Source organism: Pseudomonas sp. RtIB026, assembly GCF_016861355.2.
Lineage (GTDB): Bacteria > Pseudomonadota > Gammaproteobacteria > Pseudomonadales > Pseudomonadaceae > Aquipseudomonas > Aquipseudomonas peradeniyensis.
The window spans coordinates 1888218-1904010 of sequence record NZ_AP023348.2 but is presented as its reverse complement, the minus strand read 5'-3'; the positions used below and the strand labels follow the sequence as shown (position 1 = coordinate 1904010).

The window sequence follows — 15793 nt, the reverse complement described above, 5'->3', positions numbered from 1 at the left end:
CATGTCGAAGTTCTTTATCGATCGCCCGATCTTCGCCTGGGTGATCGCCCTGGTGATCATGCTGGTCGGCGCCCTGTCGATCCTGAAGCTGCCGATCAACCAGTATCCGAGCATCGCCCCGCCGGCCATCGCCATCTCCGTGACCTACCCGGGCGCCTCGGCGCAGACGGTGCAGGACACCGTGGTGCAGGTGATCGAGCAGCAGCTCAACGGTATCGACAACCTGCGTTATGTGTCGTCGGAAAGTAACTCCGACGGCAGCATGACCATCACCGCCACCTTCGAGCAGGGCACCAACTCCGACACCGCGCAGGTCCAGGTCCAGAACAAGCTGAACCTGGCCACCCCGCTGTTGCCGCAGGAAGTGCAGCAGCAAGGTATCCGCGTCACCAAGGCAGTGAAGAACTTCCTGCTGGTGATCGGCCTGGTGTCCGAAGACGGCAGCATGAGCAAGGACGACCTGGCCAACTACATCGTCTCCAACATGCAGGACCCGATCTCGCGGACCGCGGGCGTCGGTGACTTCCAGGTGTTCGGTGCGCAGTACGCCATGCGCATCTGGCTGGATCCGGCCAAGCTGAACAAGTTCCAGCTGACCCCGGTCGACGTGCGCACCGCCGTGGCCGCGCAGAACGTCCAGGTCTCGTCCGGCCAGCTCGGCGGCCTGCCGGCACTGCCGGGTACCCAGCTCAACGCCACCATCATCGGCAAGACCCGCCTGCAGACCGCCGAGCAGTTCGAGAAGATCCTGCTCAAGGTCAACAACGACGGTTCCCAGGTCCGCCTGGGGGATGTCGCCACGGTCGGCCTGGGCGGCGAGAACTACGCCATCAGTGCCCAGTACAACGGCATGCCGGCCTCGGGCCTGGCGGTCAAGCTGGCCACCGGCGCCAACGCCCTGGACACCGCAAAGGCGCTGCGCACCACCATCAGCGACCTGGAGCCGTTCTTCCCGCCGGGCGTGAAGGCCGTGTTCCCGTATGACACCACCCCGGTGGTCACCGAATCGATCAGCGGGGTGATCCACACCCTGATCGAGGCCGTGGTCCTGGTGTTCCTGGTGATGTACCTGTTCCTGCAGAACTTCCGCGCCACCATCATCACCACCATGACCGTGCCGGTGGTGTTGCTGGGTACGTTCGGCATCCTCGCCGCCGCCGGTTTCAGCATCAACACCCTGACCATGTTCGCCATGGTCCTGGCCATCGGCCTGCTGGTGGACGATGCCATCGTCGTGGTGGAGAACGTCGAGCGGGTGATGTCCGAGGAAGGGTTGCCGCCCAAGGAGGCGACCAAGCGTTCCATGGAGCAGATCCAGGGCGCCCTGGTGGGTATCGCCCTGGTGCTGTCGGCGGTACTGCTGCCAATGGCGTTCTTCGGCGGTTCCACCGGTGTGATCTATCGCCAGTTCTCCATCACCATCGTCTCGGCCATGGGCCTGTCGGTGCTGGTAGCGCTGATCTTCACCCCGGCCCTGTGCGCCACCATGCTCAAGCCGCTGAAGAAGGGCGAGCACCATGTGGCCAAGCGCGGCTTCTTCGGCTGGTTCAACCGCAACTTCGACCGCAGCGTCGTCGGCTACGAGCGCAGCGTCGGCACCATCCTGCGCAACAAGATCCCGTTCCTGCTGGCCTACGCCCTGATCGTGGTCGGCATGATCTGGTTGTTCGCGCGCATCCCCACCGCGTTCCTGCCCGAGGAAGACCAGGGCGTGCTGTTCGCCCAGGTGCAGACCCCGGCCGGCTCCAGTGCCGAGCGCACCCAGGTGGTGGTCGACCAGATGCGCGAGTATCTGCTCGACAAGGAAGCCGATACCGTGGCATCGGTGTTCACCGTCAACGGCTTCAACTTCGCCGGTCGTGGCCAGAGCTCGGGCATGGCGTTCATCATGCTCAAGCCGTGGGACGAGCGCTCGAAGGAGAACAGCGTGTTCGCCCTCGCCCAGCGCGCGCAGATGCACTTCTTCAGCTTCCGCGACGCGATGGTGTTCGCCTTCGCCCCGCCGGCGGTGCTCGAACTGGGTAACGCCACCGGCTTCGACGTGTTCCTCCAGGACCGCGCCGGCGTCGGCCACGCGAAACTGATGGAAGCGCGCAACCAGTTCCTGGCCAAGGCCGCGCAGAGCAAGATCCTCAGCGCCGTGCGTCCGAACGGGCTGAACGACGAACCGCAGTACCAACTGACCATCGACGACGAACGCGCCAGTGCCCTGGGCGTGACCATCGCCGACATCAACAACACCCTGTCGATCGCCCTGGGCGGTAGCTACGTCAACGACTTCATCGACCGTGGCCGGGTCAAGAAGGTCTACATCCAGGGCGAGCCAAACTCGCGGATGAGCCCGGAAGACCTGCAGAAGTGGTACGTGCGCAACGGCAAGGGCGAGATGGTGCCGTTCTCCTCCTTCGCCAAGGGCGAATGGAGCTATGGCTCGCCGAAGCTGTCGCGCTACAACGGCGTTGAGGCGGTCGAGATCCTCGGTACCCCGGCACCGGGCTACAGTACCGGTGAGGCCATGGCCGAAGTCGAGCGCATCGCCGGCGAACTGCCAACCGGCATCGGCTTCTCCTGGACCGGCATGTCCTACGAGGAAAAACTCTCCGGCTCGCAGATGCCGGCGCTGTTCGCCCTCTCGGTGCTGTTCGTGTTCCTGTGCCTGGCAGCGTTGTACGAAAGCTGGTCGATCCCGATCGCGGTGGTGCTGGTCGTGCCGCTGGGCATCATCGGTGCACTGCTCGCCACCAGCCTGCGCGGGTTGTCCAACGACGTGTACTTCCTGGTCGGCCTGCTGACCACCATCGGCCTGGCGGCGAAGAACGCCATCCTGATCGTCGAATTCGCCAAGGAACTGCACGAACAGGGCAAAAGCCTGTACGACGCGGCCATCGAGGCCTGCCGTATGCGTCTGCGCCCGATCATCATGACCTCCCTGGCGTTCATCCTCGGCGTGGTACCGTTGACCATCGCCAGCGGCGCCGGCGCCGGCAGCCAGCACGCCATCGGTACCGGTGTGATCGGCGGCATGATCAGTGCGACCGTGCTGGCGATCTTCTGGGTACCGCTATTCTTCGTCGCAGTGTCGTCGCTGTTCGGCAGCAAAGAGCCGAAAGAACACGCCACCCCTGAAACTCCACGTTATGAGGCTGGGCAATGACCAAGTCTTTGTTGTCCCTGGCGGTAACCGCCTTCATCCTCGGCGGCTGCTCGCTGATCCCCGACTACCAGGCGCCCGAGGCGCCGGTGGCCGCGCAGTGGCCGCAAGGTCCTGCGTACTCGCCGACCGAGTCGGCCAACGTTGCCGCGGCCGAGCAGGGCTGGCGCCAGTTCTTCCACGACCCGGCGCTGCAGCAGCTGATCCAGACCTCGCTGGAAAACAACCGCGACCTGCGCGTCGCGGCGTTGAACATCGACGCCTACCGCGCCCAGTACCGTATCCAGCGCGCCGACCTGCTGCCGGCCGTGACGGCCAATGGCAGCGGCAGCCGCCAGCGGATGCCGGCCAACATGTCGCAGACCGGCGAATCCACCATCAACAGCCAGTACTCGGCCACCCTCGGTGTCAGCGCCTATGAGCTGGACCTGTTCGGCCGTGTGCGCAGCCTGACCCAGCAGGCCCTGGAAACCTACCTGTCCAGCGAGCAGGCGCGCCGCTCCACGCAGATCAGCCTGGTGGCCAGCGTGGCCAACGCCTACTACACCTGGCAGGCCGACCAGGCGCTGCTGAAGCTGACCGAAGAAACGCTCAAGACGTACGAAGAGAGCTACAACCTGACCCGCCGCAGCAATGAGGTGGGCGTGGCTTCGGCGCTGGACCTGAGCCAGGCCCGCACCGCCGTCGAAGGCGCGCGGGTCAAGCTGTCGCAGTACCAGCGCCTGGTCGCCCAGGACCTGAACAGCCTCACCGTGCTGGTGGGCACCGGCGTGCCGGCCACCCTGCCCAAGCCGCTGGAGCTCAATGCCGACCAGTTGGCCGAAGTGCCGGCCGGCCTGCCGTCCGACATCCTGCAACGCCGTCCGGACATCCAGGAGGCCGAGCACCTGCTCAAGGCCGCCAATGCCAACATCGGCGCCGCCCGCGCCGCGTTCTTCCCGAGCATCAGCCTGACCGCCAACGCCGGTACCCTGAGCCCGGACATGGGCGGGCTGTTCAAGGGTGGTTCGGGCACCTGGCTGTTCCAGCCGCAGATCAACCTGCCGATCTTCAACGCCGGTAGCCTCAAGGCCAGCCTGGACTACTCGAAGATCCAGAAGGACATCAACGTCGCCAAGTACGAGAAGACCATCCAGACCGCCTTCCAGGAAGTCGCCGATGGCCTGGCCGCACGCAAGACGTTCGAAGAGCAGTTGCAGGCGCAACGCGACCTGGTGGCGGCGAACCAGGACTACTACCGCCTGGCCGAGCGTCGCTACCGCATCGGCATCGACAGCAACCTGACCTTCCTCGACGCCCAGCGCAACCTGTTCAGCGCCCAGCAGTCGCTGATCGGCGATCGCCTGTCGCAGCTGGTCAGCGAGGTCAACCTGTACAAGGCCCTCGGTGGCGGCTGGTACGAACAGACCCAGCAGCAGGCCTCGATCCAGACGCCGAAAGGCTGATTGGACCGGTAACGCATCAAGCCCACCCTTGCGGTGGGCTTTTTGTTTTTTGGCTGACTGCCAGGGCCCTTTCGCGGGTAAACCCGCTCCCACAGGGGGAATGCAGCGTCCTGTGGGAGCGGGTTTACCCGCGAAAGGGCCAGCACAGCCTGCACCGGCTACCAGCGCCAACATATGGTTCGATAATCGCCCCATTCCGCGTTCCGCGAATTGCCTCGCCCCCACCCTCCCCCGCACCATCGCCCACGCAACGTTGCACAAGCTCTCTCTAAAGACGCCCGACCCTGCGGCCCGCACCCGCAGCGCACCGGCTCGCCCAATAAAAACAAGAGATCCACGACAGATGAGCACTTTGCAACCCGCACGCCAGCTGCTGCCGGGCCTGTTGGCCCTGTCCTGCGCCTTGCCCGCCGTCGCCGCCGAAAGCGGTTTTCTGGAAGACGCCAAGGCCAGCCTCAACCTGCGCAACTTCTACATCAACCGCAACTTCGTCGACCCGGCCAACCCCCAGGGCAAAGCCGAGGAATGGACCCAGAGCTTCATCCTCGACGCCCGTTCCGGCTTCACCCAGGGCACCGTTGGCTTCGGTGTGGACGTGCTGGGCCTGTACTCGGTCAAGCTCGATGGCGGCAAGGGCACGGCTGGCACCCACCTGCTGCCGGTGCATGACGATGGCCGCCCGGCCGATGATTTCGGCCGCCTGGGCGTGGCCTTGAAAACGCGCCTGTCGCAGACCGAGCTCAAGGTCGGCGAGTGGATGCCGGTGCTGCCGATCCTGCGCTCGGACGATGGCCGCTCGTTGCCGCAGACCTTCCGCGGCGGCCAGCTCACCTCCAAGGAGCTCGACGGCCTGACTCTGTATGCCGGCCAGTTCCGTGGCAACAGCCCACGCAACGACGCGAGCATGGAAGACATGTTCATGCAGGGGCGCGCCGGCATCACCTCCGACCGCTTCAACTTCGCCGGTGGCGAATACAGTTTTAACGACAAGCGCACGATGGTCGGCCTGTGGGACGCCCGCCTCAAAGACATCTACCGCCAGCAGTACCTGAACCTGGTGCACAGCCAGCCCTTGGGCGACTGGACCCTGGGCGCCAACCTGGGCTACTTCCTCGGCAAGGAAGACGGCAGCGCCCGCGCCGGCGATCTCGACAACCGCACTGCCTCGGCCATGCTCTCGGCGCGCTACCAGGGCCACACCTTCTACGTCGGCCTGCAGAAGGTCAGCGGCGACGATGCCTGGATGCGGGTCAACGGCACCAGCGGCGGCACCCTGGCCAACGACAGCTACAACGCCAGCTTCGACAATGCCCAGGAACGCTCCTGGCAGGTGCGCCATGACTTCAACTTCGTCACCGTGGGCATCCCCGGGCTGACCCTGATGAACCGCTACATCAAGGGTGACAACGTGCATGCCGGCGGGGTGGACGATGGCAAGGAGTGGGCCCGCGAGACTGAGCTTGCCTATGTGGTGCAGGCCGGGACGTTCAAGGACCTGTCGGTGAAATGGCGCAACTCGACCATGCGCAGGGACTTCAGCAGCAATGCGTTCGACGAGAACCGGTTGATTGTCAGTTATCCGCTGAACCTGCTTTAGCAGGTCTGGCCTCTCGCGGGTAAACCCGCTCCCACAGGGACAGCACAGCCTTGGAGTCCAGTGTTATACCTGTGGGAGCGGGTTTACCCGCGAAGAGGCCGGTGGCCACACTAAAGAATCTAAAGGAATATATAAATCAAATAACATTCTTTGACGTCATATATGGCAGCCCGCTAAAACCGAGCCCTGATCCCCGCACCAGAGCCCGAGCATGGACCTCCGCCAACTGCGCTATTTCATCGCCCTCACCGAATACCGCAGTTTCGTCCGCGCCGCCGAAGCCATGGGCATCACCCAACCTGCCTTCAGCCGCGCCATCCAGAACCTCGAGCAGACCTTCGGCTGCGCCCTGGTCGATCGCGCCAACAAGTCACTGCCCCCTACCCCCGAGGGGCAGGTGGTACTGCAACACGCCCGCCGCCTGGTGCAAGGCGCGGCGCAGTTGAACAACGACGTGCTGCAGATGACCAAGCTCGATGCCGGCGAACTGCATTTCGGCAGTGGCCCGGCCCTGGCCGTGCGCCTGGTGCCCCAGGCCCTGCAACAGTTCATCGATCGCCACCCAGGCATCCGCACCGCGCTGCTGGTGGACAACGCCGAACGCCTGGGCCAGGCGCTGCGGCGAGAGCAGATCGAGTTCTTCGTCGATGACGTGCGCCCCTTCGAGGCCGATCCGAACTTCCACACCGAAGCGCTGACCCCGCGCCCCGGCCTGTTCTTCTGCCGCCCGGGTCACCCATTGCTGGCCAAGGACAGCCTGTCGACCAACGACCTGTTCGCCTACCCACTGGCCAGTGCGCTGCTGGCGCCGGGCGTGCGCAAGCGCCTGGCCAACCTCAGCGGACGCAGCGACTTCACCCCGCACCTGCAGACCGAGCACCTGGCGGTGCTGCGCAGCGTGGTGCTGGCCAGCGACGCCATCGGCACGGCCAGCGAGGAGGCGGTGGCCGAGGACCTGGCCACCGGCGATCTGGTGCGCCTGCACTGGCGCAACCTGCCGCCGGGCCTGGAGGTCCTCAGCGTGCGCTGCGGGGTGATCAGCCGCAGCGGCTATCGCCTGTCACCGGCGGCGCGGGCGATGATCGACACCCTGGTCAGCCTGGATGCTGCCCCATCGCCCGCAGACGCCGGGCATCGACAATCTCCACCTCGCCATAGCCCAGGCGCACCACGCCGGACTGCTCGAAGCTCCTGAGGATCTGGTTGATGGTCTGGCGCGACAGCGACAACATCAGCGCCAGCTGTTCCTGGGACACCTGCAACCGCCACTGGGCGACATCGCGCTCGCCATAGCCTTCGGCCATCTGCAGCAGGCGCTGGGCCACCCGCGGCGCTGCGGCCAGCAGGCTCTGCTGCTCCAGGGCAACGAACACCCAGCGCAACTTGTGGCTCATCAACAAGGCCAGGTCGCGCCAGTGCACAGGCTCACGCGCCAGCCACTCGAGCAGCGGCGCCTGGGGGATCCACAGCAGGCGCGTCGGCCCTTCGGCATAGGCGTCGTGGGTACGCGGCTGGCCGTCGAACAGGCTGATCTCGCCAAACCAGTGGGGCGACTCGACCAGCGTCAACAGTGCCTCCTTGCCTTCGCTGCTGACCGCGCCGACCCGCATCGCCCCCTCCAGCACCGCATACAGGCCACAGGGCGCATCGCCGCGCTGGAACAGGCATTGCCCCGGCGCCAGCTCACGCGCACGGCCCAGGGCCAGCAGGCTATCCTGAACGGTAGCGGGCAATTGCCGGAACCACTGGCCATGCAGCAGCTGGGTACGCGGGTCGTGCATGGTGCCTCGCAAAACGAACTCTGTCGGCCAGGCGACAGACGACGGTGACTGAACAGGGGCAAGCTGCGCTCACCCCTGATGGAGGAACAACAATGAAAAACCTCGTCGAGCACCTGAGTCAATACGCGGCCTACCACCGCGATCCGCGCAACATCGCCACCCACTTCATCGGCATTCCGCTGATCGTGCTGGCGGTGACCATCCTGCTGTCGCGCCCCGGCTGGGACCTGGCCGGCGTCTGGCTGTCGCCGGCCCTGCTGCTGGCGGGCTGGTCGGTGTGGTTCTACCTGCGCCTGGACCTGCGCTTCGGGCTGGTGATGGGCCTGCTGCTGGGGCTGTGCCTGTGGGCCGGCCAGGCACTGGCCGTGCAGAGCACCGGGCTGTGGCTGAGCGCCGGGCTGGGGGCGTTCGTGGTGGGCTGGATCATCCAGTTCGTCGGACACTGGTATGAAGGACGCAAGCCGGCGTTCGTCGATGACCTGAGCGGGCTGATCATCGGGCCACTGTTCGTGGTGGCGGAGCTGGCGTTCATGGCCGGGCTGTGCCCTGAGCTGAAAAAGGCCGTGGAGGCCAATGCCGGGCCGGTGGCCATCCGCCAGAAGAAAGCGGCGATCTGACCCCACCTCGAGGCCTGTAGGAGCGGCCTTGTGCCGCGAAAGGGCCGCAAAGCGGCCCGGCAGCTTCGGCGTCCCCCGCGATGGGGCTGCTGCGCAGCCCATTCGCGGCACAAGGCCGCTCCTACAGGGAAGCGCGCAAGCCTACAGCCGCGACTCCACCCCCAGCTCATCCCACACCGACTCGGCCAGGTGGAACGTGGCGTTGGCCGCCGGGATCCCGCAGTAGATCGCGCTCTGCATGATCACTTCCTTGATCTCTTCGCGCGTCACGCCATTGTTGCCGGCGGCGCGCAGGTGCAGCTTGAGTTCGTCGTTGCGGTTCATGCCGATCAGCATGGCGATGGTGATCAGGCTGCGGGTATGCCGCGCCAGGCCGGGGCGCGTCCAGATATCGCCCCAGGCATGCCGGGTGATCATCTCCTGGAACTCGCCGTTGAAGTCGTTGAGCTTCTCCAGGCTGCGGTCGACATGGGCGTCGCCCAGCACCGCACGGCGTACCTGCATGCCCGCCTCGTAGCGTTGTTTCTCGTCCACGGTGTACTCCTCAGCGGCTCGACAGGAAGTCGAGCACACGGCGGCTGAACGGCGCGCCGATCTCGACATTGGACAGGTGCGCCGCCGCAAACTCCACGTACTCGGCGCCGAGGATGCCGGCCTGCATGAAGCGACCGTGCTCGGGGGTGGTCACCGCATCGGCGCTACCGGCGACAATCAGGGTCGGCACCTGGATCTGGTTGAGCTGGTCACGGAAATCGGCATCGCGCACCGCGGCGCAATTGGACGCGTAGCCCTCCGGCGAGGTCTGCGCCAGCATCTGGCAGATACGCAGGGTGCGTTCCGGCTCGGCGGCGGCGAACGCCGGGGTGAACCAGCGGGCGATGGAGGCATCGCGCAAGTCGGCCATGGCCTGCCGGCCCCCCGCGAGCACGGTGTCGATGCGGGTGTTCCACACTTCGTCACTGGCGATCTTCGCCGCCGTGTTGCACAGCGCCAGGCTGAGCAGGCGGTTACCCGCGTTTATGCCCAGCCACTGACCGATCAGGCCACCCATGGACAGGCCGATGAAATGGGCCTTCTCGATATCCAGGGCATCAAGCAGGGCCAGCACGTCGCCACCGAGTTGCTCGATGCTGTAGGGGCCCTCGGTGACCAGCGAACCGCCATGCCCCCGGGTGTCGTAGCGCAGCACACGGAAATGTTCGGCCCAGGCCGGGATCTGCGCATCCCACATGTGCAGGTCGGTGCCCAGCGAGTTGGACAGGACCAGCACCGGCGCATCGTCCGGACCGTCGAGTTGGTAATGCAATGCGCCATCGGCCAGTTGCAGGTGCGCCACAGCGGTCTCCTTTCAGGCAGTGAATCGTTGATGTTCGGCCACGGCGCGTGCCACCCAGACACGCGCCTGGCCGAGGTAATGGGCAGGGTCGAGCAGACGGTCGAGCTCCTCAGCGGACAGTTCGGCGCTGACCTGCGGTTCGTCGCCCAGCACGGCACGCAGGTGGCGCCCCTCGGCCACGGCGCGCTGGCAGCATTGCTCCAGCAGGTGATGGGCACGCTCGCGCCCCAGGCGCTGGGCGAGCACGATACTGACCGCCTCGGCCAGCACCAGGCCCTGGGTCAGGTCCAGGTTGCGGCGCATGCGGGCGGCGTCCACCTCCATGCCCTCGGCTATCAGCTGCGCCTGGCGCAGGGCGCCGGAGACCAGGCAGCAGATTTCCGGCAGGGTTTCCCATTCGGCATGCCACAGGCCGAGGCTGCGCTCGTGCTCCTGGGGCATCGCGGTGAACAGGGTCGAGACCAGCCCCGGCACGCGGGTGGCGGCACCGATCAGCACCGCCGCGCCCACCGGGTTGCGCTTGTGCGGCATGGTCGAGGATCCGCCCTTGCCCGGCGCGCCGGGCTCGAACAACTCGCCCGCCTCGGTCTGCATCAGCAGGCTGACATCCCGGCCGAACTTGCCCAAGCTGCCGGCGACCAGGCCCAGTACCGAGGCGAACTCCACCAGGCGGTCCCGCTGGGTGTGCCACGGCTGTTCGGGCAAGGACAGTTTCAGCTGCGCGGCCAGGGCCTCGGCCACCGGCAAGGCCTTGCTGCCCAGCGCCGCCAGGCTGCCGGAGGCGCCGCCGAACTGCAGCACCAGCAGGCGCGGGCGCAGTTCCTTGAGGCGCTGGCGATCACGGGTCAGGGCGCCAAGTACACCGGCCAGCTTCATCCCCAGTGTCACTGGCGTCGCATGCTGCAGCCAGGTGCGCCCCACCAGCGGCGTGTCGGCATGCTGCAGCGCCTGGCGGGCCAGGGTGTCGGCCAGCTTGCCGAGGTCGCGGTCGATCAGCGCCAGGGCGTCACGCAGTTGCAGCACCAGGCCGCTGTCCATCGCATCCTGACTGGTTGCGCCCAGGTGCACGTAGCGCTCGGCCTCGGGCACGCCGCTGGCGACCACCTTGCCCAGGGCCTTGACCAGCGGAATCGCCGAGTTGCCGGCAATGGCGATGGCATCGGCCAAGGCACGCACGTCATAGCGCTCGGCCTTGCAGGCCGCCTCGATGGCGCTCACCGCGGTGTGCGGCACCAGTCCGGCACCCGCCTCGGCACGGGCCAGGGCGGCCTCGAAATCGAGCATGCCCTGCAGCCGGCCACGGTCGGAGAAGATCTCGCGCATGGCCGGCGCGGTGAAGTAGGCATCGAACAGTTGGTTGCTCATGCAACGTCCTTAGTGATCATGGTGCAGGTACGCCGCTTGCTTGGGCAGGCGCAGGCTGAACAGGAAGGCCACCGCCATCATCGCGGTCACGTACCAGTAGAAGGTGTTCTCCATCCCTAAGGTTTTCAAGCCCAGTGCCACGTATTCGGCGGAACCGCCGAACACCGCGTTGGCCACGGCATAGGCCAGCCCTACCCCCAGCGCACGGACCTGCGGGGGGAACATCTCGGCCTTCACCAGGCCGCTGATGGAGGTGTAGAAGCTGACGATGCACAGCGCCAGGGTCACCAGCACGAAGGCCATGAACGGGCTGCTCACGGTCTTCAGCGCCATCAGCAACGGCACGGTGAAGATCGTCCCCAGGGCGCCGAACAGCAGCATCGAATTGCGTCGGCCAATGCGGTCGGAGAGCATGCCGAACACCGGCTGCAGGATCATGAACACGAACAGCGCGCCGGTCATGACGAAACTGGCGCTCTTGGCGTTCATGCCGGCGGTGTTGACCAGGTACTTCTGCATGTAGGTGGTGAAGGTGTAGAAGATCAGCGAGCCACCGGCGGTGTATCCCAGCACTGTGATGAAGGCGGCGGCATGGTTGCGAAACAACCCGCTGATGGTGCCGGCGTCCTTGTCCTGGCGGGTCTCGGCGCTGCTGGTCTCCTTCAGCGAGCGACGCAGCATCAGCGAGATCAGCGCGGCGATGGCGCCGACCACGAACGGGATGCGCCAGCCATAAGCGCGCAGCTCATCCTCGCTGAGCAGCTGTTGCAGGATCACCACCACCAGCACCGCCAGCAATTGGCCGCCGATCAGGGTGACGTACTGGAACGAGGCGAAGAAGCCGCGCTGGCCGCGCAAGGCCACTTCGCTCATGTAAGTGGCGGTGGTGCCGTACTCGCCGCCCACCGACAGGCCCTGGATCAGCCGTGCCAGGAGCAGCAGCGCCGGTGCCCAGGCGCCGATGCTGGCGTAGGTGGGCAGGCAGGCGATGATCAGCGAGCCGCCGCACATCATCAGCACCGAGATCATCAGCGAATTCTTGCGCCCGTGACGGTCGGCCAGGCGGCCGAAGATCCAGCCACCGATGGGGCGCATCAGGAAGCCTGCGGCGAACACACCGGCGGTGTTGAGCAACTGCACCGTGGGGTCGTCGGAGGGGAAGAAGGCCGGGGCGAAGTAGATCGCGCAGAAGGCATAGACATAGAAGTCGAACCATTCGACCAGGTTGCCCGACGAGGCGCCGACGATGGCGAAGATCCGCTTGCTGCGTTCTTCGCCGGTGTAATAGCTGGAAGTCATGGTGTTTTTACTCCTGGGAGGTCACTGCAAAGTCTAGACATACCCAGTAACAATCTCGTTCCCTGCCGGACATGGATCCCTGTAGGAGCGGCCTTGTGCCGCGAAAGGGCTGCGTAGCAGCCCCCGGCGGTATTCGCGTTGGAACACAAGTCTCGGGGCCGCTGCGCAGCCCTTTCGCGGCACAAGGCCGCTCCTACAGGGGGCGAGTCCAACTTCAGACCCGCTCGATGGCCAGCGCCAACCCTTGCCCGACGCCCACACACATGGTCGCCAGCCCCTTGCGCCCGCCACTCTTCTCCAGCTGATGCAGCGCCGTCAGCACCAGGCGCGCCCCGCTCATCCCCAGCGGGTGCCCCAGGGCGATCGCACCGCCGTTGGGATTGACCTGCGGCGCATCGTCCGCCAAGCCCAGCTCGCGCAGCACCGCCAGCCCCTGGCTGGCAAACGCCTCGTTGAGCTCGATGACATCGAAATCTGCCACCGCCACACCCAGCCGCTCGGTCAGCTTGCGCACCGCCGGCAGCGGGCCGATGCCCATCACCCGTGGCGCCACGCCGGCACTGGCCATGCCCAGCACCCGGGCCCGTGGGGTCAGGCCATGCTTTTTCACCGCCTCGGCCGAGGCCAGGATCAATGCGGCGGCGCCATCGTTGACGCCCGAGGCATTGCCTGCGGTAACCGTCTTGTCAGGGCCATTGACCGGTTTGAGCCTATTCAGCGCCTCCAGCGTGGTGTCCGGGCGCAGATGCTCATCCTGCTCGACCACCGTCTCGCCTTTCTTATGGGCGATACGCACCGGCACGATCTCTTCGGCGAAGTAACCGGCAGCCTGCGCGGCGGCGGCCTTCTGCTGGCTGCGCAGGGCAAAGACGTCCTGATCGGCGCGCGACACCTGGTAGTCGTCAGCGACGTTGTCGGCGGTCTCGGGCATCGAGTCCACGCCATGCTGCGCCTTCATCAACGGGTTGACGAAGCGCCAGCCGATGGTGGTGTCCTCGAGCTTCATGTTGCGCGAGTAACCGCTCTCGGCCTTGCCCATCACGAACGGCGCGCGGGACATCGACTCGACGCCACCGGCGATGGCCAGCTCCATCTCGCCACTGGCGATGGCGCGGAAAGCACTGCCAATGGCGTCCATGCCCGAGGCGCACAGGCGGTTGAGGGTCACGCCGGGAATGCTCTGCGGCAGGCCGGCCAACAGCAGCGCCATGCGCGCCACGTTGCGGTTGTCCTCGCCGGCCTGGTTGGCGCAGCCGAGGAACACTTCGTCGAGCAGTTCCCACTGCACCTGCCGATTGCGCTCGACCAGCGCCTTGAGCGGCACCGCCGCCAGGTCGTCGGCGCGCACACTGGCCAAGGCGCCGCCGAAGCGGCCAATGGGGGTGCGGATGGCGTCGCAGATAAAGACGTCACGCATCAGGCTTCTCCTGCCGTCTGGCCATGGGCGGCGGCGGTGCGCGCTTCGAGGTCGCGCAGGGCGGACAGCTCGACATCGCTGGGTGCCGCAGTCTGCTGCACGTCGTCGGCGAAGCGGATCGCCCACCCGGTGGCGGCAACGATCTGCTCGCGAGTCACGCCCGGGTGGATCGATGTGACCACGAATTCATGGGTGCCCGCTTCCGGCTCCATGATGCACAGGTCGGTGATGATGCCGACCGGTCCCTCGCCGGGCAGGCCAAGGCGCTTGCGCGAGTCGCTGCCTTCGCCGTGGCCGACCGAGGTGATGAAGTCGAGCTTGTCGACGAACGCCCGCGGCGACTGCTTGAGGATGATCAGCACCTGCTTGGCGGAACCGGCGATCTCCGGTGCACCGCCGGCACCCGGCAGGCGAGTCTTCGGCGCATGGTAGTCGCCGACCACCGTGGTGTTGATGTTGCCGAAGCGGTCGACCTGGGCCGCGCCGAGGAAGCCGACGTCGATGCGCCCGCCCTGCAGCCAGTAGCGGAAGATCTCGCCGGTCGGTACCACGGTGTCGGCGGTTTCGGCCAGCTCGCCGTCACCGATGGACAACGGCAGCACGCTCGGCTTGGCGCCGATCGGGCCGGACTCGTAGATCAGCACGACATCAGGCGACGAGGTCAGGCGTGCCAGGTTGGCGGCCTTGGACGGCAGGCCGATGCCGACGAAGCACACGGCACCGTTGCGCAGGCGACGGGCCGCCGCGACGGTCATCATTTCGGAAGTGGAGTAGCTCATTGCGCGGCCTCCGCGGTGCTGGCCAGCTTGGCCTGGAATTCGGTGAAGTCCCGGGTGCCATGGATAAAGGTATCGATCCAGGCGGTGAACGACTCGCGGTTGCGGGCGATCGGGTCCCAGGCCTGGTAGAAGCGGTTGTCGCGCTCGTAGTAGCCGTGGGCGTAGGACGGGTGGGCGCCGCCGGGCACCAGGCACACCGCGCTGAGCGCCCAGGTCGGCAGCACACAGGCATTCATCGGCGCATTCAGGTCATCGACGATCTCCTCGACGGTGACGATGCAGCGCTTGGCCGCCAGGGCCGCCTCCTTCTGCACGCCGAGGATGCCCCACAGCAGCACGTTGCCCTTGCGGTCGGCCTTCTGCGCATGGATCACGGTGACGTCCGGGCGCACCGACGGCACGGCGGCAAGCACCTCGCCGGTGAACGGGCAGGTGACGCTCTTGATCAGCGGGTTGACCTTCGGCAGGTCGGAGCCGGCGTAAGCCCGCAGCACCGCGAACGGCAGGCCGGAGGCGCCGGCGACATAGGCGTTGGCCAGGTCGGCGTGGCTGTGTTCCTCGATCTCGATGGCGTGCGGCCACTGCTTCTCCACCGCGTCGCGCAGGCGATGCAGCGAACCAACGCCGGGGTTGCCGCCCCAGGAGAAGATCAGCTTGCGCGCGCAGCCGGCACCGATCAGCTGGTCGTAGATCAGGTCCGGGGTCATGCGCACCAAGGTCAGGTCGCGCTTGCCCTGGCGGATGATCTCGTGACCGGCCGCCGTCGGAATCAGGTGGGTGAAGCCTTCGAGGGCGACGCTGTCGCCATCCTGGATGAACTGCTTCACGGCCTCGTGAAGCGAGAGGATTGCTGCCATTGGAGACTCCTGGTCAGGTCGAGTCGAGTCAGTGAGCAGCGGGCCATTGCGTCGCTGCGATGGGCCCAGATTACGGCGGCTGTCGGGATGGTAACAATCCGATAATCGCACTTTCGTGCGATTATCGAACCATTTGTTACTCTACTATC

Annotated in this window: 13 protein-coding genes; 5 read left to right on the top strand and 8 right to left on the bottom strand. The window is 66.2% G+C overall.

Annotation, left to right across the window (positions count from 1 at the left end):
* The first annotated feature begins 1 nt into the window (after position 1).
* The 4 genes from ttgB to PRtIB026_RS08590 all read left to right on the top strand — a co-directional run bounded on the left by ttgB (position 2) and on the right by PRtIB026_RS08590 (position 7388).
* Entirely contained in the window at positions 2-3154 is a 3153-nt protein-coding gene (gene ttgB, locus PRtIB026_RS08605; RefSeq protein ID WP_203647847.1) for an efflux RND transporter permease subunit, read from the top strand.
* Positions 3151-4596, top strand: a complete 1446-nt coding sequence (locus tag PRtIB026_RS08600) for an AdeC/AdeK/OprM family multidrug efflux complex outer membrane factor (protein ID WP_203647848.1) — start codon at positions 3151-3153, stop codon at positions 4594-4596. The genes ttgB and PRtIB026_RS08600 overlap by 4 nt, the downstream gene beginning before the upstream one ends.
* Positions 4597-4939: 343 nt before the next feature.
* Positions 4940-6193, top strand: a complete 1254-nt coding sequence (locus PRtIB026_RS08595; protein WP_234560687.1) for an OprD family porin — start codon at positions 4940-4942, stop codon at positions 6191-6193.
* A gap of 211 nt (positions 6194-6404) precedes the next feature.
* Complete coding sequence (locus tag PRtIB026_RS08590) at positions 6405-7388, top strand: LysR family transcriptional regulator (protein ID WP_203647849.1); 984 nt, start codon at positions 6405-6407, stop codon at positions 7386-7388.
* Here the strand turns inward: PRtIB026_RS08590 and PRtIB026_RS08585 are convergent.
* Positions 7288-7974, bottom strand: a complete 687-nt coding sequence (locus PRtIB026_RS08585; protein ID WP_203647850.1) for a Crp/Fnr family transcriptional regulator — start codon at positions 7972-7974, stop codon at positions 7288-7290. The two genes, PRtIB026_RS08590 and PRtIB026_RS08585, sit on opposite strands and share 101 nt — an antisense overlap.
* A 92-nt stretch (positions 7975-8066) precedes the next feature.
* On the opposite strand from PRtIB026_RS08585, the gene PRtIB026_RS08580 reads away from it, so the two are divergent.
* On the top strand, positions 8067-8591 hold the full coding sequence (locus tag PRtIB026_RS08580; protein WP_203647851.1) for a DUF962 domain-containing protein: 525 nt from the start codon (positions 8067-8069) through the stop codon (positions 8589-8591).
* A 141-nt stretch (positions 8592-8732) separates the two neighbouring features.
* Here the strand turns inward: PRtIB026_RS08580 and pcaC are convergent, their stop codons facing one another.
* The 7 genes from pcaC to PRtIB026_RS08545 form a co-directional block, all read right to left on the bottom strand.
* Positions 8733-9125, bottom strand: coding sequence for a 4-carboxymuconolactone decarboxylase (gene pcaC / locus PRtIB026_RS08575; protein ID WP_203647852.1), 393 nt, complete (start codon positions 9123-9125; stop codon positions 8733-8735).
* A 10-nt stretch (positions 9126-9135) separates the two neighbouring features.
* Positions 9136-9927 carry a 3-oxoadipate enol-lactonase gene (gene pcaD / locus PRtIB026_RS08570; RefSeq protein WP_267813742.1) on the bottom strand — a complete coding sequence of 264 codons (792 nt, stop codon included), beginning with the start codon at positions 9925-9927 and terminating at the stop codon, positions 9136-9138.
* Between the two features lie 12 nt (positions 9928-9939).
* Positions 9940-11292 (bottom strand): 3-carboxy-cis,cis-muconate cycloisomerase, encoded by a 1353-nt coding sequence (locus tag PRtIB026_RS08565; protein WP_203647853.1) that lies wholly within the window; start codon positions 11290-11292, stop codon positions 9940-9942.
* 9 nt (positions 11293-11301) lie between these two features.
* Positions 11302-12591, bottom strand: a complete 1290-nt coding sequence (locus tag PRtIB026_RS08560) for an MFS family transporter (protein WP_203647854.1) — start codon at positions 12589-12591, stop codon at positions 11302-11304.
* A 214-nt stretch (positions 12592-12805) separates the two neighbouring features.
* Positions 12806-14011 carry a 3-oxoadipyl-CoA thiolase gene (pcaF, locus tag PRtIB026_RS08555; protein WP_203652702.1) on the bottom strand — a complete coding sequence of 402 codons (1206 nt, stop codon included), beginning with the start codon at positions 14009-14011 and terminating at the stop codon, positions 12806-12808.
* Positions 14008-14787, bottom strand: a complete 780-nt coding sequence (locus tag PRtIB026_RS08550) for a CoA-transferase subunit beta (RefSeq protein WP_203647855.1) — start codon at positions 14785-14787, stop codon at positions 14008-14010. The genes pcaF and PRtIB026_RS08550 overlap by 4 nt, the downstream gene beginning before the upstream one ends.
* Positions 14784-15644 (bottom strand): CoA transferase subunit A, encoded by an 861-nt coding sequence (locus PRtIB026_RS08545; protein ID WP_203647856.1) that lies wholly within the window; start codon positions 15642-15644, stop codon positions 14784-14786. The genes PRtIB026_RS08550 and PRtIB026_RS08545 overlap by 4 nt, the downstream gene beginning before the upstream one ends.
* Positions 15645-15793 lie beyond the last annotated feature (149 nt).

Coding starts and splice junctions, on each gene's coding strand:
- ttgB (WP_203647847.1), top strand. CDS start 2: ATGTCGAAGTTCTTTATCGATCGCCCGATCTTCGCCTGGGTGATCGCC.
- PRtIB026_RS08600 (WP_203647848.1), top strand. CDS start 3,151: ATGACCAAGTCTTTGTTGTCCCTGGCGGTAACCGCCTTCATCCTCGGC.
- PRtIB026_RS08595 (WP_234560687.1), top strand. CDS start 4,940: ATGAGCACTTTGCAACCCGCACGCCAGCTGCTGCCGGGCCTGTTGGCC.
- PRtIB026_RS08590 (WP_203647849.1), top strand. CDS start 6,405: ATGGACCTCCGCCAACTGCGCTATTTCATCGCCCTCACCGAATACCGC.
- PRtIB026_RS08585 (WP_203647850.1), bottom strand. CDS start 7,974: ATGCACGACCCGCGTACCCAGCTGCTGCATGGCCAGTGGTTCCGGCAA.
- PRtIB026_RS08580 (WP_203647851.1), top strand. CDS start 8,067: ATGAAAAACCTCGTCGAGCACCTGAGTCAATACGCGGCCTACCACCGC.
- PRtIB026_RS08565 (WP_203647853.1), bottom strand. CDS start 11,292: ATGAGCAACCAACTGTTCGATGCCTACTTCACCGCGCCGGCCATGCGC.
- PRtIB026_RS08560 (WP_203647854.1), bottom strand. CDS start 12,591: ATGACTTCCAGCTATTACACCGGCGAAGAACGCAGCAAGCGGATCTTC.
- PRtIB026_RS08550 (WP_203647855.1), bottom strand. CDS start 14,787: ATGAGCTACTCCACTTCCGAAATGATGACCGTCGCGGCGGCCCGTCGC.
- PRtIB026_RS08545 (WP_203647856.1), bottom strand. CDS start 15,644: ATGGCAGCAATCCTCTCGCTTCACGAGGCCGTGAAGCAGTTCATCCAG.